The 16,159-nt window shown below is 39.0% G+C and carries 17 protein-coding genes; 3 read left to right on the forward strand and 14 right to left on the reverse strand.

What is annotated here, in order from left to right:
* Window positions 1-10 precede the first annotated feature (10 nt).
* Entirely contained in the window at window positions 11-2,131 is a 2,121-nt protein-coding gene (locus I6F48_RS18875; protein WP_197120067.1) for a methyl-accepting chemotaxis protein, read from the forward strand.
* Window positions 2,132-2,234: 103 nt separating this feature from the next.
* Here I6F48_RS18875 and I6F48_RS18880 read toward each other — a convergent pair whose 3' ends face one another.
* A complete protein-coding gene (locus I6F48_RS18880; protein WP_010553549.1) occupies window positions 2,235-2,822 on the reverse strand; it encodes a TetR/AcrR family transcriptional regulator in 588 nt (195 codons plus the stop codon).
* A gap of 112 nt (window positions 2,823-2,934) precedes the next feature.
* Here I6F48_RS18880 and I6F48_RS18885 point away from each other — a divergent pair, with 112 nt between their 5' ends.
* A complete protein-coding gene (locus I6F48_RS18885; protein WP_007586212.1) occupies window positions 2,935-3,477 on the forward strand; it encodes a carboxymuconolactone decarboxylase family protein in 543 nt (180 codons plus the stop codon).
* A gap of 61 nt (window positions 3,478-3,538) precedes the next feature.
* Here I6F48_RS18885 and I6F48_RS18890 read toward each other — a convergent pair whose 3' ends face one another.
* Window positions 3,539-4,069: a hypothetical protein gene (locus tag I6F48_RS18890; protein WP_165729440.1), complete on the reverse strand. Its 531-nt coding sequence runs from the start codon at window positions 4,067-4,069 to the stop codon at window positions 3,539-3,541.
* A 52-nt stretch (window positions 4,070-4,121) separates the two neighbouring features.
* Between I6F48_RS18890 and I6F48_RS18895 the strand changes: the two genes are divergently transcribed.
* Entirely contained in the window at window positions 4,122-4,514 is a 393-nt protein-coding gene (locus tag I6F48_RS18895; protein ID WP_165729441.1) for a DUF1294 domain-containing protein, read from the forward strand.
* A 55-nt stretch (window positions 4,515-4,569) separates the two neighbouring features.
* On the opposite strand, the gene I6F48_RS18900 is transcribed toward I6F48_RS18895, so the two are convergent.
* The 12 genes from I6F48_RS18900 to I6F48_RS18965 all read right to left on the reverse strand — a co-directional run bounded on the left by I6F48_RS18900 (window position 4,570) and on the right by I6F48_RS18965 (window position 16,091).
* The gene (locus tag I6F48_RS18900) at window positions 4,570-4,914 is read right to left on the reverse strand and encodes a PEGA domain-containing protein (RefSeq protein ID WP_007586203.1); all 345 of its coding nucleotides are present in this window, start codon (window positions 4,912-4,914) and stop codon (window positions 4,570-4,572) included.
* A gap of 219 nt (window positions 4,915-5,133) precedes the next feature.
* Window positions 5,134-5,466 (reverse strand): DUF600 domain-containing protein, encoded by a 333-nt coding sequence (locus I6F48_RS18905; protein ID WP_197120068.1) that lies wholly within the window; start codon window positions 5,464-5,466, stop codon window positions 5,134-5,136.
* A gap of 38 nt (window positions 5,467-5,504) precedes the next feature.
* Window positions 5,505-5,957 (reverse strand): SMI1/KNR4 family protein, encoded by a 453-nt coding sequence (locus I6F48_RS18910; protein WP_197120069.1) that lies wholly within the window; start codon window positions 5,955-5,957, stop codon window positions 5,505-5,507.
* A 10-nt stretch (window positions 5,958-5,967) separates the two neighbouring features.
* Entirely contained in the window at window positions 5,968-7,371 is a 1,404-nt protein-coding gene (locus I6F48_RS18915) for an HNH/ENDO VII family nuclease (RefSeq protein ID WP_331460705.1), read from the reverse strand.
* A 363-nt stretch (window positions 7,372-7,734) separates the two neighbouring features.
* The gene (locus I6F48_RS18920; protein ID WP_197120070.1) at window positions 7,735-8,595 is read right to left on the reverse strand and encodes an immunity 49 family protein; all 861 of its coding nucleotides are present in this window, start codon (window positions 8,593-8,595) and stop codon (window positions 7,735-7,737) included.
* A gap of 12 nt (window positions 8,596-8,607) precedes the next feature.
* Complete coding sequence (locus I6F48_RS18925; RefSeq protein WP_231615267.1) at window positions 8,608-9,279, reverse strand: hypothetical protein; 672 nt, start codon at window positions 9,277-9,279, stop codon at window positions 8,608-8,610.
* Between the two features lie 292 nt (window positions 9,280-9,571).
* Window positions 9,572-9,919, reverse strand: a complete 348-nt coding sequence (locus I6F48_RS18930) for an immunity protein YezG family protein (RefSeq protein WP_197120071.1) — start codon at window positions 9,917-9,919, stop codon at window positions 9,572-9,574.
* Between the two features lie 32 nt (window positions 9,920-9,951).
* Window positions 9,952-10,452, reverse strand: coding sequence for a hypothetical protein (locus I6F48_RS18935; RefSeq protein ID WP_197120072.1), 501 nt, complete (start codon window positions 10,450-10,452; stop codon window positions 9,952-9,954).
* Between the two features lie 34 nt (window positions 10,453-10,486).
* Window positions 10,487-11,230 (reverse strand): Imm49 family immunity protein, encoded by a 744-nt coding sequence (locus I6F48_RS18940; protein WP_197120073.1) that lies wholly within the window; start codon window positions 11,228-11,230, stop codon window positions 10,487-10,489.
* A 2,054-nt stretch (window positions 11,231-13,284) separates the two neighbouring features.
* On the reverse strand, window positions 13,285-13,752 hold the full coding sequence (locus I6F48_RS18955; RefSeq protein ID WP_165729444.1) for an SMI1/KNR4 family protein: 468 nt from the start codon (window positions 13,750-13,752) through the stop codon (window positions 13,285-13,287).
* Window positions 13,753-13,778: 26 nt separating this feature from the next.
* Window positions 13,779-15,545: an HNH endonuclease gene (locus tag I6F48_RS21515; protein ID WP_331460706.1), complete on the reverse strand. Its 1,767-nt coding sequence runs from the start codon at window positions 15,543-15,545 to the stop codon at window positions 13,779-13,781.
* 201 nt (window positions 15,546-15,746) lie between these two features.
* On the reverse strand, window positions 15,747-16,091 hold the full coding sequence (locus I6F48_RS18965) for an immunity protein YezG family protein (RefSeq protein WP_165729447.1): 345 nt from the start codon (window positions 16,089-16,091) through the stop codon (window positions 15,747-15,749).
* Between the last annotated feature and the right edge of the window lie 68 nt (window positions 16,092-16,159).

Genomic DNA, 16,159 nt, shown 5'->3' on the forward strand with positions numbered 1-16,159 from the left:
GGTGTGATGAATGCGAGAAATATCGTTAGCAAAAAAGTTACTCTGGCTAAGTGTCGGTAGTATATTTATAACTGTACTAGTGCTATCAGGCATTTTGTGGTGGCAGTTATCATCAAGTAATAAGCAGTTAGCGACCAAATCCGAAGAGTACATTATTGTAGAAGTAGAAGAAAAGCTTAATGCTCATGCGGCTGGATACGGAGAAAAAATTGCTGGCTTTATTAATGAAGCTTACCGTGTTCCTTATTCATTAGCGGCACTACTCGGCGATGCAGCAAAACAAAGCACTTTAGACCGAGATACAGTTGTCAGTATAAATAAAGCGGTTTTAGAACAAAACACTCTCTTATCATCTATTTATTCTCAATTTGAACCAAACGCTTTTGATGGGCAAGACTCTCAATATCAACAAGGGTATAAGCATTCAGTAGATAGTGCTGGTACGTTAGAGGTATACATAACTCGCGATCAAAAAGGCATAATTGAACAACAAAAAGTAGCGAATGCCGCCGATAAATACATAACAACGCTTAATGAGTTTGGTATTCGCGAAGCGCAGTGGTATTTGTGCGCAAAAGACACACTTAAGCCTTGTATTATGGAACCGTATTTATACGAAATCCCATCGGGCGATTCGGTAATGCTAACTTCGTTAACCGTGCCTATTTTAAAGTCAGGCCAGTTTATTGGTTTAGCAGGCGTTGATTTAACTCTACCAACCTTTCAAGTAATGACTGAGCAGCTTTCTAAGCAGCTTTACAATGGTCAAGCTAAAGTAACCTTATTAAGTGATTTAGGTTTAGTTGTAGGCAGCAGTCATTATAAATCTAAATTAGGGCGTCCAATTAAAGAGGCTGTTAGTTCTACTATATTTAATGATATTGAAAAGTCTAAAGGGCAAAGCGGTATTTTTAAAACAAATAGTGAATATTTAGTAAATTATCCAATTGATATAAAACTAGCAAACACTCAGTGGTCATTAATCATAGAAGTACCTACAGATCTAGCACTTGCAGGGCCTGAAGCGCTAGAAAAAAACATGCAAGAAACAGCAGCATCACTCGGGTTTATTATTTTAATTACAGGCTTAATAATTGCTGTGGTTGCTTTTGTTATTATGAAATTAGTAATTGCAGGTGTAATAGCGCCGCTACAACAAATTCAACAGCGGGTTGATAACCTCGCAAGTTCTGAGGGTGATTTAACGCATACATTGCATGTTGATAGCCACGCAGAACTTATTGCATTAGCTGGTGGGTTTAATCGATTTTTAGCAAAACTACGTGATTTAATTTCTGAACTAAAAGCGGTGTCTGAGCAAACTAAACAGCAAGGCGAAATAGCACAACACATCGCTATTGATACTAAGCATAATGTTCAATCTCAATTTCAAGAAATTGAAAGTGTGGTAACGGCTATGAACGAAATGAGCGCAACAGCACTCGAAGTCGCCAGAGCATCAGAGCAATCAGCCCAACAAGCCGATGAAATAAATAGCTTGGTAGTAAGCAGTGAGTCGAGCTTATCGTCAGCGATGACACAAGTTAAAACGATGTCTGAAGAAATTAAAGAAGCTAACCAAGCAGTTGAAAAAGTAGCTTCGCGTAGTAAAGACATTACGCAAATATTAGATGTAATTCGTACTATTTCAGAACAAACAAACTTACTTGCACTTAACGCAGCCATTGAAGCTGCGCGCGCAGGTGAGCATGGGCGAGGCTTTGCCGTTGTTGCTGATGAAGTACGTGCACTTGCTTCTAAAACGCGTTCATCAACAGATGACATAAGCCAGTTAATTGATAGTTTATTATCTGAAGTAGGTAACGCATCTACCGTTATTGAAAAAGGCGTAGTACGTGCACAAAATGCCGTTGATGAAACATCAGTAGCTTTTGATGCTCTGCACAGTGTTGTCGTTAAAGTTGATGAAATAACCAATCAAATTACACATATTGCCACCGCTGCCGAAGAGCAAAGCTTAGTGACTGAAGAAATAAACCGTAATTTAACGCTTATATCTGATGCCGCATCGCAACTTGCTGACTTATCTACACAAGCAGGGGATAGCAGCGAAGCGCTTAATGCACTTGTTGCCCAGCAAGATAATGAGCTAAATAAGCTTAAAACGTAACTTATAAATTAAGTTTTAAGCACAAAAAAATGGCCAGTTAATACTGGCCATTTTTATTTAGTAAAATAAGTATAACTTGTTGAGAATGCGCGATAACTGCTATTTATAACTTTTTAATCAACATAAACATTTGGTTGATCATTGGCTCAGCAAATTGCTCTACATTAGGACGATTAAAATAACCGCGTAAACCTGTAAATTGCACCTGAAAAAAGCGCGCATATTCAACAGCGGTCAACGTATTACTTAACTCACCTTTGTTTATTGCTTGTGTAAACAACTGCGTTAAATAAGCTTCAAATTGAGCGGTTAAATCTAAGCTTAGCTCATATAGGTTTGAGTCTTTTTCTGCAAACTCGCTGTTTGCTTTAACCAGCATACAAATAGCGCTTGGGCTGCAATCTTTTGTTTTAATTACCACGTTTTCAACAAACGCACGTAATCCACCAAGTACTGTATCGGCACTTGATAAAAACCCCTCTATTTGGGTTTTCATTTGTACTGTGTAATCTTTCAGCGATTCGCAGTATAGCCCTTCTTTAGAGCCAAACGCAGAGTAAATACTACCCGGGCGCATATTAACGGCTTCTTGTAAGTCACGCGTTGAGGTTGCATGAAAACCTTTTTGCCAAAATAGCTGGCTTGCAACGCGAACTACATTATCGCGTTCAAATTTAACCTTATTAGCCATATCATTCTCAATCAATTTGAACATTTGCTCAATTTTAACTTGAACAGTCGCTCAAAATCAAATACTATGTGTCTCGAAGTTACTTAAAACTATTAATTATTAGGAGCTAACCATGGCCGAATTTACTTTATACACTCAAGAAAACGCACCAGAAGAAGCAAAACCGTTACTAGCTGATTCAGTAGCAGCATTTGGTATGCTTCCTAACTTACATGCAGTAATGGCTGAAGCACCAACATTACTTAAAGGTTACCAAGTACTGCATGAGCTGTTTCAAAAAACATCATTCAATGCAGAAGAGCTAACAGTAGTATGGCAATCAATTAACGTTGAGCACGCATGTCATTACTGTGTTCCTGCTCACAGTGGTATTGCAGCGGCAATGAAAGTTGATCAAGGTGTTGTTGATGCACTTGTAAACAAAACACCACTTGAAAACCCTAAGCTAGAAACTCTTCGTGAAACTACACTCGCAATGACACGTGAACGTGGCGTGATCAGCGATGAGCAAATCGAAAAATTCTTTGCAGCAGGTTACGGTAAGCAACAACTACTTGAAATTATTGTAGGCTTGTCTCAAAAAGTAATGAGCAACTACACTAATCACCTTGCTGATACACCAGTAGACGCTGCATTTAAAAAATACGTAAAATAAATACGATTTTATAAATGACAAAAGGCAGCCTAGGCTGCCTTTTTGTGTTTATAAATCGCGGCTATTTAAATTTAACCGTTTTTGTACTGCGTGTATAACTTCTGCTTTCGGGCTTAGTCCATTCACCCTTTTTAAGATAAGAGGTCGATACAATAAACTTATCGTCTTTTAAATCACTAGTAGATTTAACCTTAGTCACTCCCTCTTTACTGCCTGTGACTTCCTCATAGGCTACAAACTGAGTAGGGCTTAATACCGTTATTGTGCCTTTAGTGTAAAATCCTGCCGTAGTGAAATAATAAAATACGAGTGACTTCTTTTTGCTATCATAAAAAATCATCGACTCACCGCCATACTCACCCTCGTTAATCGAGTGCATGGTACGAATAGCTTTACCGTTTAAAGCGCGTTCCCAACGGCCAACATCTTGTATTTTTTTAGCGCCTTCTGGTACTTTAAAGTCTGTTTGCCACGTTCCTAAGTAAGGTTTAAACACTTCTAGCTCTTTATCAAGGTTACTGGCAGTTTCATTAGCAAAGCTACTAAATGTGCATAAACATAATGCTAAGAATAGCGATTTAAAATATGTCATAATTTGGCTCTCGTTGTTAGGCTCTTATAAGCCCAGTATAGGTGATAATTAATTGATAAAGAAAATATTAATCACATTCTCATTGCTTTATTTAGCTGCCATTTGGTTAGCTTACCCGCTGCAATACTTACCTGTTTATATACCAATATATGTACCTGGTTATATAAGTGTATTAAGTGCTATAACTTTTTTAATGTACGCGTGGGATAAGCGACAAGCTAAGCGCTCTTCACATACAAAAGTAAACCGCACGCCAGAGCGTACACTGCAGCTACTTACATTATTTGGAGGATGGCCGGGGGCATTACTTGCTCAACAATTACTTCGTCATAAATCGCAAAAGCGACGTTTTATTATTGTGTTGTGGTTATGTATTTTAGTGAATGTTGGTAGTTATTTCGCAGTAGGATATTTGTGGCTTTATGAAGGGTTTAATATGCCTTAGGCCAGTTATTAAATTAACCAGGCTAAGGCATATAAACTAAAACGTACTGAGAAGCTTACTGAGCCGATTGGCTTGCTTCCATTGTATCGAGTTCAACAGTTAGTATTGTTTTTTTATCAACTGAAACCCATTTTCTGTAAGTAAGGTATCCTGCTTTGCTTACTTCAATATCGTATTTACCTTCTTTAAGCTCAATACCAGCTTTGTAAACAGGGTTGATATTCATAATACGAACGCGAGCATCAGCAGGGTTAGTAATAACAGTTAATGAAATTGGTGCAGCTACTTCGTTAATCTCTGCAATAGGTTCTAAAACTACTTGCTCAGTTTCTTGGGCTGGAGGAGGTGTAGAACAACCGCTTAATAACAGTAAACCCAAAAGTGCGCTTAATTTTTTCATAGGTACTCCGTAAAATTATTTTAAATAATAAATGTTAAATGTCACGAAATATCATGGAGGAGTATTAATAAGTTGGGGTACCTAACTCGTCTTCCTTGACTTTCGTTTGTTTAAAAAACAAATTGGCATACAGTTTAATATGTATCCAGCTCAGGTTCAATTATTGTTATTAATTTATGAAGTATTAAATAAATTGAACGCTATGCTTGTACTGCTTATTTAAAGTAATAAAGTGTCTTCATCATCATTACCACGCTCAAAGTTTAAGTTGAATTGACCTTGTCGAGTTATGGTAAAAATAGCGCGTTGCCAATTTTCCACTTCATTTTTAATAGCATGGTTAAATAACGTTTTAAACAACGCTGTTATGTTTTCAGATACAGCAATTGCATGCTGTGTTTCGTCATCTGCTTTAATAAAGTAGGCTTTGCACTCAAGTATATTGTTGTTTTCGCAATCTAAAATAAGCTGAGCTTCATGCCATGGCGCATCTATTTGTTGATAAAGGTACTGACCTAGGTGTTGCGGGATGTTTTTAATATTAGGTTGCATTGGCTTTCCTTAGCGTATTTAATTAGCTTATATAGATTCTACGAGGTTCTAAGCTCAACATACTCACAAAAGAATGAGAGGAAGGAGTCAGCTATTACTCCGTCAACTTGTTTTTTAAATAAATTATAATTAACTAGTGGGTATTCTTTTTCTTGGGTACTAGAATCTAAGCACCAACAAATTTCATTTTCTTTATAAAAAATCACAATTAAATGTGGGGGTAATTCAAATGTTTCCCTGCAATCAAGTGTGTCACCTAATATCGTTCCTCCAAGCTTCAAAGTAGCATTATTATCTTCAATACCAGATAACTCGGCATCGATTGTTCCTCCTCCACCACATTCTTTTAAAAAATTAACTAATGAATATGGGAGTTTTATCGAAATTAGCTGTTCAAGAAGTGCAATTTCTTTCAAGTCAGCCGAACCTTGCCAAAAGGTTTCGTGTTCACTCAAATCAAGTTGTTTTATTAACTCACTATATTTATTCATACAGATTTACCTACTCAAAATCTTGTGCTCTAAGTTTCCAGTATTCTTTTTTAAATTTTTCATACTGATATTGGAGCGAAGGGTTATTCCTAAAACTTTTACCATCTTCGATTAGACCGTGTAAAGCTTTATGATGTTTTTTATGAGTCGAAGATAAAAGCTCAACCATTGGGCTTGGCTCTTGTCCCAAAATGTGATGTAAGTTTATTTGCTTACCGTCTTTGCCTATAGGGGCATTACCATTTTTCATTAAATCAAGGTTTGACCAACCACCTTCAATTTTAGCTCTAATACTTTTATGGACACTTGAATCAACATGTGTTGGTATTCCTGACATAAAGTCAAGATCGGTTTTATACATCTTGCGATTATTAACTAAATTTGAGCTATATTTTTTGTTGACTGAGTTAGATAGTTTTTTACTCTCAGCCCCCTTTAAATCATTCCCTTTCGGCGCATCTAGTTCATTCGCAACGCTCTTTTTAGGTTTACCCACAATACCGGTGCTTTTCGGTGGTTCGAATTCATCAAGGGCTTTGTTTACGCGATTGCCAATTTCACTGGCTGCGCCTTTAACGCCTTGGTCTATTTTAGGTGCTATTTCATCAAGCTGTTTAATGGTGGCTTGCATGCCGTCTATGGCAAGCTGTGGCAATAGCACATCATACTGCCAACTTGTTGATATTTCGTGAAGTGTATCGCGCAGGCCTTTTATAAAGGCTTTTACTTCGCTGGCTGCTTGTTTACCTAGGTCTTGCCAATTTATTTTACGTAAATACTGAACGGGGTCGCCTTTACCCAACTTACGAAGGACTGCAATTGCGGCTTCTATTGTGTCGCCGCTGTTTTTAATCACCACTTTACCGACGCCTTTTACCGCGGAGCCGAGCACAGGCACTAAACCTATCGCGGTGAGCGTAAAGGCAATCCAGCCATCACTGTCGTTGGCTTTATCGTCATCAGTCAGTAGCATTACATTGGCTAAAATATCCCGCACGTCCATGACTTGGTCAATAACCGGTATCATTGAAATAATACTGCCTACCACAATCTGCGCCGTTGTAGGGTCTTTGTTAAAATCGCCTTGCAGTGCTCCCCATAACCAATCACCTGCTTGGCTGGCTATGTTGCTTGCTTCATCAAGTGTTGCTGTTTGCCCAGCTCTGCTCATTTGTATTGCAGAGGCGGGGGTTATTCTTTTATAAAGTGGGTTTGGCGTCGTGTTATCTAGAGGTTCATACTCACGCGTATCCTCCCCGTATTGAATAGTAAACTGACCATTTGGTACGTCAGTTAATTGTGCTATACCGTCTTCATCTAGCTGGCCTGTGCTTTGTGTTCCATCATCAAATTTAATTGTATAAGGTGCGTTTTTTACAGGGCTGCCATCTTGATAGACATAAAGCAAATCCACTACGCTTGACGTTGTTGCAGCAATACCTGAGTCATTAATGGTTATATCACTAATACGGCTAATATTGGCAGGGCTTGCGGTGCTTGGGCTACTGGCTGTTTGTGGGCTGGTTATGTTGTAATCAACTGGGCCATCAAAAGTAATAAATGTGCCATCGAGTGTGAGTACGTTAGTGGCGGTAATATCAACATTACCTTGGCTGTCGAGTTTTATCTCGCCGCCTGCAATGCTTATATTATTATGAGAAGTAAATGAGGGCGTTAACCATAAAAAGCAGCCATTATGTGAAAGGCTAGGCGCTCATTTTTAGCGCCTAACCAACATCCGTGTTGTTAAAGAGCGGGTAATTATTTATACGTTTGTTTATTCTGGTTTTGGTGGGTTAACATTAATTAACCAATCAGGAATATACTCATTTTCAATAGTAAGTTGATAGCCTTTGACTTCTTTAGCGATAACGGCCATCGCGGTTAACGCTAAAGGGATAGCACCTTCATTGGCGCCTAATTGCTCCTCATCGCTGTAATACTCTTGGTGCAGTAATAAAGCCTTTTCCATGGCGCTATTGTAGGCCTGCTCACCGTCTTCTGTGAAGATGGCTTCGATAACAGACACTAACGGCCATTTGAGGCGGCTGACTAGTAAATATATCTCATCATCTGGGTAATCATCCGGATTTGAGGTGACATATGCTTGCTCAAGTAAGTGTGCTAAATCGGCGTTTGAATTGAATAGCCCTTTGAGTAAATCAGCTAAGGCGTAATCAAACGGTTTGCGTTGGTCACCCAATCGCGCTTGATGAAATACGTCATTGTCGATGGTGATTAAAAAATCAATAGCGTCTTGATTACGCACTATAATCGCGGCATATAATGCTTCTAACCACGTTGCGTGTTTAGTGCCATAGTCATCGGCTTTACCTATTACTTCTAGGTATTCGCCATCATAAAAAAATGCAAAGGCTTGACCATCATTGGCGTTACTTTGAAAAATACCGTGCCCTAATTGTGATGCGCGTAATAGGTATAACCAAGCGTGGTAGCTATTGGGGTTTTCAATGGCTTCCATGGGGAAGGTGTCTATTAGATTACGCTTAAAATGATTATGTAGCCCATGGCTAGGATCTTCTTGAATGCGCCCAAGTCCCCCCTCTTGCAACCTATTGTATAACTTGATTGCTCTGTCATAGCTTCTTTGTGCAAAGCTGTAATGGCTTTTAATCATCTTAATAACTCCTTAAAATCCGATATCAAAAATAGACACATCAATGACTTCAATTAATCCAGTGTCGTTGGCTTTTTGTTGAATGCCAATATATTTTAGGGCTTTGTTTTCTTTTGCAATTTCTAACTCATCCAGCATATCTTCAATCCCCTCAACCTGCTTAGTAAACGCTTCTTCGCCGACTTTACCATAGCGAGGGTCTTTTGTGAGTGTATCTAGTTTGGTTGTGTAATTATTAATCACAGAATCCATGTACTCTGGAGAGCCTTGCTGGGCACGGTCTGTTCCTGCCATTCTGCTGCCCCACGTTGCATTACCGCCTTTGGCTTCCATGATAAGCACTTTGCCATCGTCGATAGTATACACTTGGTCAAACTCACCTTGTTTGCCGTTACCGGGTAATTTGGTGTTTAATGGATTGGCGTTGGGGTAGTTTTGTTGTACATAAATGCGGGCGGCTTCTTCACCTAAGTCTTCACTGGCCAGTCGCATGGCTTTTTGTGCATCTTTTAATGCTTTAGCGTCTCCTGCTAATAGTGCGGCGTCACGTTGTGCCACGGCGCTATTTCGCGCCGTTTCGAGTGTTTTTAAACGGGCTCTTGCGGCTGAGTTTAAATTGCTGTGTTTAATTTTTAATTTTTGTGACAGGGTATTAAACACATCGATTTGGTCAGATACGGCCACTAACGCGCCATTTTCATAACGCAGTTTTGGTGGCTTACTACCATCTATGCGCTGTACAGAGCATTAAATTGGGCGTTAGTGATTAAGTTTTATTTTTACTCTTTAAGCGCAGCGTCTCTTAATATCTTTGTGAATAACTCACTTAACTACCTTTTTGCACAAAGAGAAAAGAATGAGAAGTAAATGAGGGTGTTAACCATAAAAAGCAGCTTTTATTTGAAAGGCTAGGCGCTCATTTTTAGCGCCTAGCTTCACAACATCCGTGTTGTTAAAGAGCGGGTTAAATTAATACTTAATGAGCTTGAACAGCAGTGATTACTTCTTCTTCATCATTATTATCGCGTTCAAAGTTTAAGTTAAATTGGCCTTTACGCGTAATTGTAAAAATAGCGCGCTGCCAATCCTCAACTTCATTTTTAATGGCGTGGTCAAATAACGTTTTGAATAATGCTGTCATATTTTCAGATACAGCAATTGCATGCTGTGTTTCGTCATCTGGTTTAATAAAGTGAGCCTTGCATTCAAGTATATTGTTGTTTTCGCAATCTAAAATAAGATGAGCTTCAATCCACGGAGCATTAATTTGTTGATAAAGGTACTGACCTAGGTGTTGGGGGATGTTTTTAATATCGGGTTGCATGTGCTGTCCTTAGCGTTATTTTATATTATTAATCATTGCTCAATGAGTACGACGATTGATTTACCTTGCTCAGCCGCATCTCTAAAGGTTACAAAGTACTTGTCTCGAACTAGCTCATACGCTTCGGGATTTACTTCGTCGACACCACTCTGCTCAATTTCAGCAATAATTTGCTGTCCTTCTAAATTGTTAATATCGAAGTCGTATTTTTCTTCCATTATGGTATATAAATCTTTGACCATATCAGCAGGGAAAAATCCGAAAGTACCGCTAATATCAGCGTCAGGTGGTAGCAGCTTATGAGGGAAAAAGTTAAAACTAGCAATGAGTAATAAGCGGCTATTACCAGCGATGGCATCCCACAATTGCAGTGCTGGCTCAAAGCCGCGCAGGTTTATTTCGATTGACTGCCAATGAATGGCTTCTTCTTCAGTAATTTCCAGTAACTGTTGGTATTTGCTTTCATCATCACCGTTAAGCGTAGTGGGGTAACTGTTCTCATCAATAAGTGATAAGTGAATTAAACTGCTCATAGTTTATGTGCTCTTGTTGCGGAGTTATTTGAAACTAATCAATTAAAAATAAAGGTAGATAAAGTGAATTGGTTTGGCATTGCCAGCCGTGCAGGTCTTTGCCTAATTTAGCCATAGTAAGCGCATTTAAACAGATAAAGCCTTCTTCCATATCTTTGTAATCACCAAATTTACACTCATCAGCATGCCATTTTATGGCTTTATCAATACTGGCTTGCCAAAGTGTTATATCGGCTGATGTTAAAGCAGAAATCGCTTCGATTAACGGGAGGATATACTGTAATACATCTTTATCCTTGGTGTTTTTGGTTTCAAGTAAGGCGGCATCAATATCGCTTTGCTCAGGTGTGCCACCTGTACCAATATTTTTTAATAATTCAACATATTGGAGTTTGGCTTGATGTTGAACACTCGATAGTTTTATTTCACTGTGTTTAAGTTTTTCTAAAACTTCCTGCTCAGCAAAAAGAAGAACAATATTGAGATCTTGTTGAATAGTCCAATCGTTATGACTTGTTTTTAACTCAGGGTCAAAACCTCGTAAAAATGCAAAAGGTGCTGCTTTTTCGAAGTATGATTTAGTTTCAGGGAAATTTTCTAATACATAGTATGCATATGCTAATTCAATATATTTATTAGCTACCACAAAGGTGGCTTGCTGCCTCACTTCCATATAAACAGAATTGTCTAGTATTTGAGGTGTTCGCTTAGTTAAAACAATAGGAGCACGTTTAAATAGTCGCTCAAAGTCAATTTCACATTTATTTAAATTTAACATTAAAATTTCTCTACGGTAAAGGTTGTAATTTTCCACCAATTATTTTGCCGTTATCTTCAACAGCTTCGATAACTAATTTACTTATTTTTGGATCGCCATCTTCAATAGCATCGAATAAATTTTCACCTAATTGATTCTGAGCTTGGTATTTTTTAGATTTTTTCATGCTAGCCAGAGTGTTATCAATCCATTTATCAGTCATTTGATCTCCCTTTTTGGCTCCTTTAGTAAGTTTGGCACCAGGTCCTTTAGCTTCTACAATAAAGTATTCTAGCACGTTGCCGTCTTTATCACGCTTAGCCCAAACTTGGTCAAAACCGGGCCCAGGACCAAAACCTAATTCCATTTTCGCAGGTGGCGGTGGCTTAGAAAAGTGTTTTGCCATATATGCACTTGCAGCACGTTCTCCTTTAACCTCGGTCAGCTTCGCTTTAAATGCGCCAATGCGGCTACTAGAATCTTTATCATTAATAGCTTTGGCTAGTTTTTTCTTATATGCCGTTTCATAGTCCGCTAGGTTTTTGTAATGGGCATCAAGAGCAGGGTTTCTTACTAACTTAAGTGCTGACACTTGCGTTGTTACGCCTCGATTGGTACCTGGTTGTAATCTCGCATCAGGTTTGTCAATGCGCTCAATTAACTTAGGCTGCTCAGGCGATACTGTGTGCGATATTGTTTTATCTAGCTGTTTGCGTTTAAGTATATCGGCGATATTAACCAGTGCGCGATTGGCGCTGGCAAGGTGTTTTGATTTACTCGCTGCAGAAGCGGCAACACCCACCCCGCCTGTTAGTATCGCTAATAATATTTCAAAGGCCATTACACCGGTTATACGTTGTTTATCTACGTACGAGTGGGCTTCAATATAGTCATACGGGAAGCGCGCGAGTGTATTGCGGGTGTCTTCATCGTCCATTAAGGCGAGTAATAATTCAAAGGCATCTGATAATGCACTGGTTGTTTTTTGGCTAAAGGCTAAAATTGTTTCAAGTTCGTGCTTAACCGCGTGTTTATCACCACTGGCAACAGCATCAATCATCCTAAAGCAGGCAGAATACACACTGATATTGATATCTATACCCAATACGATTAAATCAGCGATACCCGTTACAAGGGATTTTGCGCCTTGATATAGGCCCGTTGCGCGTGCACCGGTTTCAATCATCCACTGGGTAAAAAAGTCTTCTTGCTCAAAAATAGCATCGCCAATAGCTGCTTGTTTGCGTATTTCATTAAGCATGGAGGTGAGGTGTTGTTTAAAGTCGTTACGCAGTTGGATGAGTTGTTGCTCATCAGCTTGAGTGGTTGCNTGTTTAAAGTCGTTACGCAGTTGGATGAGTTGTTGCTCATCAGCTTGAGTGGTTGCATGCAGCAAAACATTGCTTTTACCTTGCGGTAAATTAGCCAAGGTGGCTACACCGTTTGCCAGTGAGCCGGTGTGTTCAATGCCCTCATTATCTATAACAATATAGTCAATACCATCAACGGGCGAACCATCATCATAAAGATATTCAAGTTCAAGCTGAGCGAGTGAACCTGCGGATAGCGTATTGTCACCCAAATCAAACGCAGTCACTTGGCTAATATCGACAGGGCTTGCGGTGCTTGGGCTACTGGCTGTTTGTGGGCTGGTTATGTCGTAATCTACCGGGCCATCAAAGGTTATAAATGTGCCATCGAGTGTGAGTACGTTAGTGGCGGTAATATCAACATTACCTTGGCTGTCAAGTTTTATCTCGCCGCCCGCATTGTGAATAATTAAATCGCCATTACCTGAGCCCGTAATACTTATATTATTGTTTGTAAAAACGTAGAGCCATTAGGCACATTAAACTTTTACTCTTTAAGCGCTGCGCCTCTTAATCTCTTTGTAAATAATTCACTTAAATATTGTTCGCACATAGAGAAAAGAATGAGAAGTAAATGAGGGCGTTAACCATAAAAAGCAGCCATTATATGAAAGGTTAGGGCGCTAATTTTTAGCGCCTAACCTCACAACATCCATGTTGTTAAAGAGCGGTATATACTGAAGTAGTTAATTTTAGTAAATAGAGTTATTCATCTGGGTCGTAAAGCTTTGCAATAAATTCATCGAAATCATCAGCAATTTTTACGATGCTTTCAGGTAATTGATTATTTATTGGATCAAAAGGAGATTTGTCTTCAAATTCGTGATCTTTATAAAATACTTGCCCATAAGAATCTTCTCTAGTTGAGAGTATAATAAAGTTACTCGAATGCGTATTAGCAATATAAATTAAACCTTGTGGCAATGAGTTATTTATTGGCTTATTTTTAAATGTAATATCATTTGTAACTTTTCCTCCTATACTAAAAAAAATTTTAATGTCATCACCTTGGAGTCTTAGTTTTTTTGCTTGAAAGTCTATTGCATACTTTTCTGGAACTCCTCCATTATTTTGCAGTAGAAAAAGTTTATAGAGTTCAGGTAGCTTGAGAGCGAGCTTTTCCTCAGCATTATTTACATCTTCCACTGAAATGTTTTTCTCTGATAGCGTCATAATTAAGCTCATTATAAATAGCCCTTCTATCGTGAAGCCGATGCCCCACCTTTATGTGTAAAAATATCATGTATCTCTTGATCAATTAATAACATCGATGATTGATCTCCATGATGATGCCATGTGAAATCTAATGGGGATTTATCTGGCCATTGCCCAACTCTGTCCCCCTTTATTCGTCTTTTTATTCCAAACCTTTCCGTCAAATACAGATCACCTTTTTGGCCTGACATCTTCTCCCATGCTTTTGAAAAATCACCAACTTCAGGTAATTCAATATACCTTTCTTTGACACCTGTCATATTTTCGATTTTTACATTAGCAATTGAATATTCATTAAAATCAGGATAACGAGCGCCGTCAGGTGGGCCTGATATATAGGGTATTTCAATATCAACTTGCCCTAAAGAAGATGTTTCCATATTTGGCCTACCATAAAGGATGGTATCAGTGAGTTCATCGTATCGAACCGTTCCCCCATTTTCGAGCCATTTTTTAAACTCAGGAGCGTTTGGTCCTGCATTTGTTCTTAATAAGCCATTTATATCCCTGAACTGCCCTTTAGTATTTAACTCAATTGGTTTTGCATTTACAAAGCTGTGAGCATGTTTTTGATTCTCTTGTAATCTCGCATCAGGTTTGTCAATGCGCTCAATTAACTTAGGCTGCTCAGGCGATACTGTGTGCGATATTGTTTTATCTAGCTGTTTGCGCTTAAGTATATCGGCGATATTAACCAGTGCGCGATTGGCGCTGGCAAGGTGTTTTGATTTACTTGCTGCAGAAGCGGCCACACCAACCCCGCCGGTTAATATCGCTAATAATATTTCAAAGGCCATTACACCAGTTATGCGCTGTTTATCTACGTACGAGTGGGCTTCAATATAGTCATACGGGAAGCGCGCGAGTGTATCGCGGGTGTCTTCATCGTCCATTAAGGCGAGTAATAATTCAAAGGCATCTGATAATGCACTGGTTGTTTTTTGGCTAAAGGCTAAAATTGTTTCAAGTTCGTGCTTAACTGCGTGCTTATCACCACTGGCAACAGCATCAATCATCCTAAAGCAGGCAGAATACACACTGATATTGATATCTATACCCAATACGATTAAATCAGCGATACCCGTTACAAGGGATTTTGCGCCTTGATATAGGCCCGTTGCGCGTGCACCGGTTTCAATCATCCATTGGGTAAAAAAGTCCTCTTGCTCAAAAATAGCATCGCCAATAGCTGCTTGTTTGCGTATTTCATTAAGCATGGAGGTGAGGTGTTGTTTAAAGTCGTTACGCAGTTGGATGAGTTGTTGCTCATCAGCTTGAGTGGTTGCGCGCAGCAAAACATCACTTTTACCTTGCGGTAAATTAGCCAAGGTGGCTACACCGTTTGCCAGTGAGCCGGTATGTTCAATGCCCTCATTATCGATAACAATATAGTCAATACCATCAACGGGCGAACCATCATCATAAAGATATTCAAGTTCAAGCTGAGCGAGTGAACCTGCGGATAGCGTATTGTCACCCAAATCAAACGCAGTCACTTGGCTAATATCGACAGGGCTTGCGGTGCTTGGTGCCCGCGCTGTTTGTGGGCTAGTTATGTCGTAATCAACCGGGCCATCAAAGGTTATAAATGTGCCATCGAGTGTGAGTACGTTAGTGGCGGTAATATCAACATTACCTTGGCTGTCGAGTTTTATCTCGCCGCCTGCGTTGTGAATAATTAAATCGCCATTACCTGAGCCCGTAATGCTTATATTATTGTTTGTTTGTAAAAACGTAGAGCCAGTAGGCACATTAAGCTTTTACTCTTTAAGCGCAGCGCCTCTTAACCTCTTTGTGAATAATTCACTTAAAATATTTTTTGCACCAAGAGGAAAGAATGAGAAGTAAATGAGGGGCTCAATTTGAAATACAGGCTAAGGTGCTAATATTAAAAGGCTGCAGCGCCTAGCTTTACAACATCCATGTTGTTAATGAGCGGGTTACATTAATACTTAATATGTTTTAACAGCGGATATTAATTCTTCGTCATTATTATCGCGTTCAAAGTTTAAGTTAAATTGGCCTTTACGCGTAATTGTAAAAATAGCGCGTTGCCAATCTTCCACTTCATTTTTAATGGCGTGGTCAAATAACGTTTTAAACAACGCAGTGATATTTTCATATACAGCAATTGCATGCTGTGTATCGTCATCTGGTTTAATAAAGAGTGCTTTGCATTTAAGTATATTGTTGTTTTCGCAATCTAAAATAAGCTGAGCTTCATGCCATGGCGCATCTATTTGCTGATAAAGGTACTGACCTAGGTGTTGCGGGATGTTTTTAATATTAGGTTGCATTGGCTTTCCTTAGCGTTTAGTTATTGAACAACGACTCGCTCAGCGACATTTTTAAAATAACGAGATGA

The organism is Pseudoalteromonas sp. SWYJ118 (assembly GCF_015864505.1).
Taxonomy (GTDB): domain Bacteria; phylum Pseudomonadota; class Gammaproteobacteria; order Enterobacterales; family Alteromonadaceae; genus Pseudoalteromonas; species Pseudoalteromonas arctica.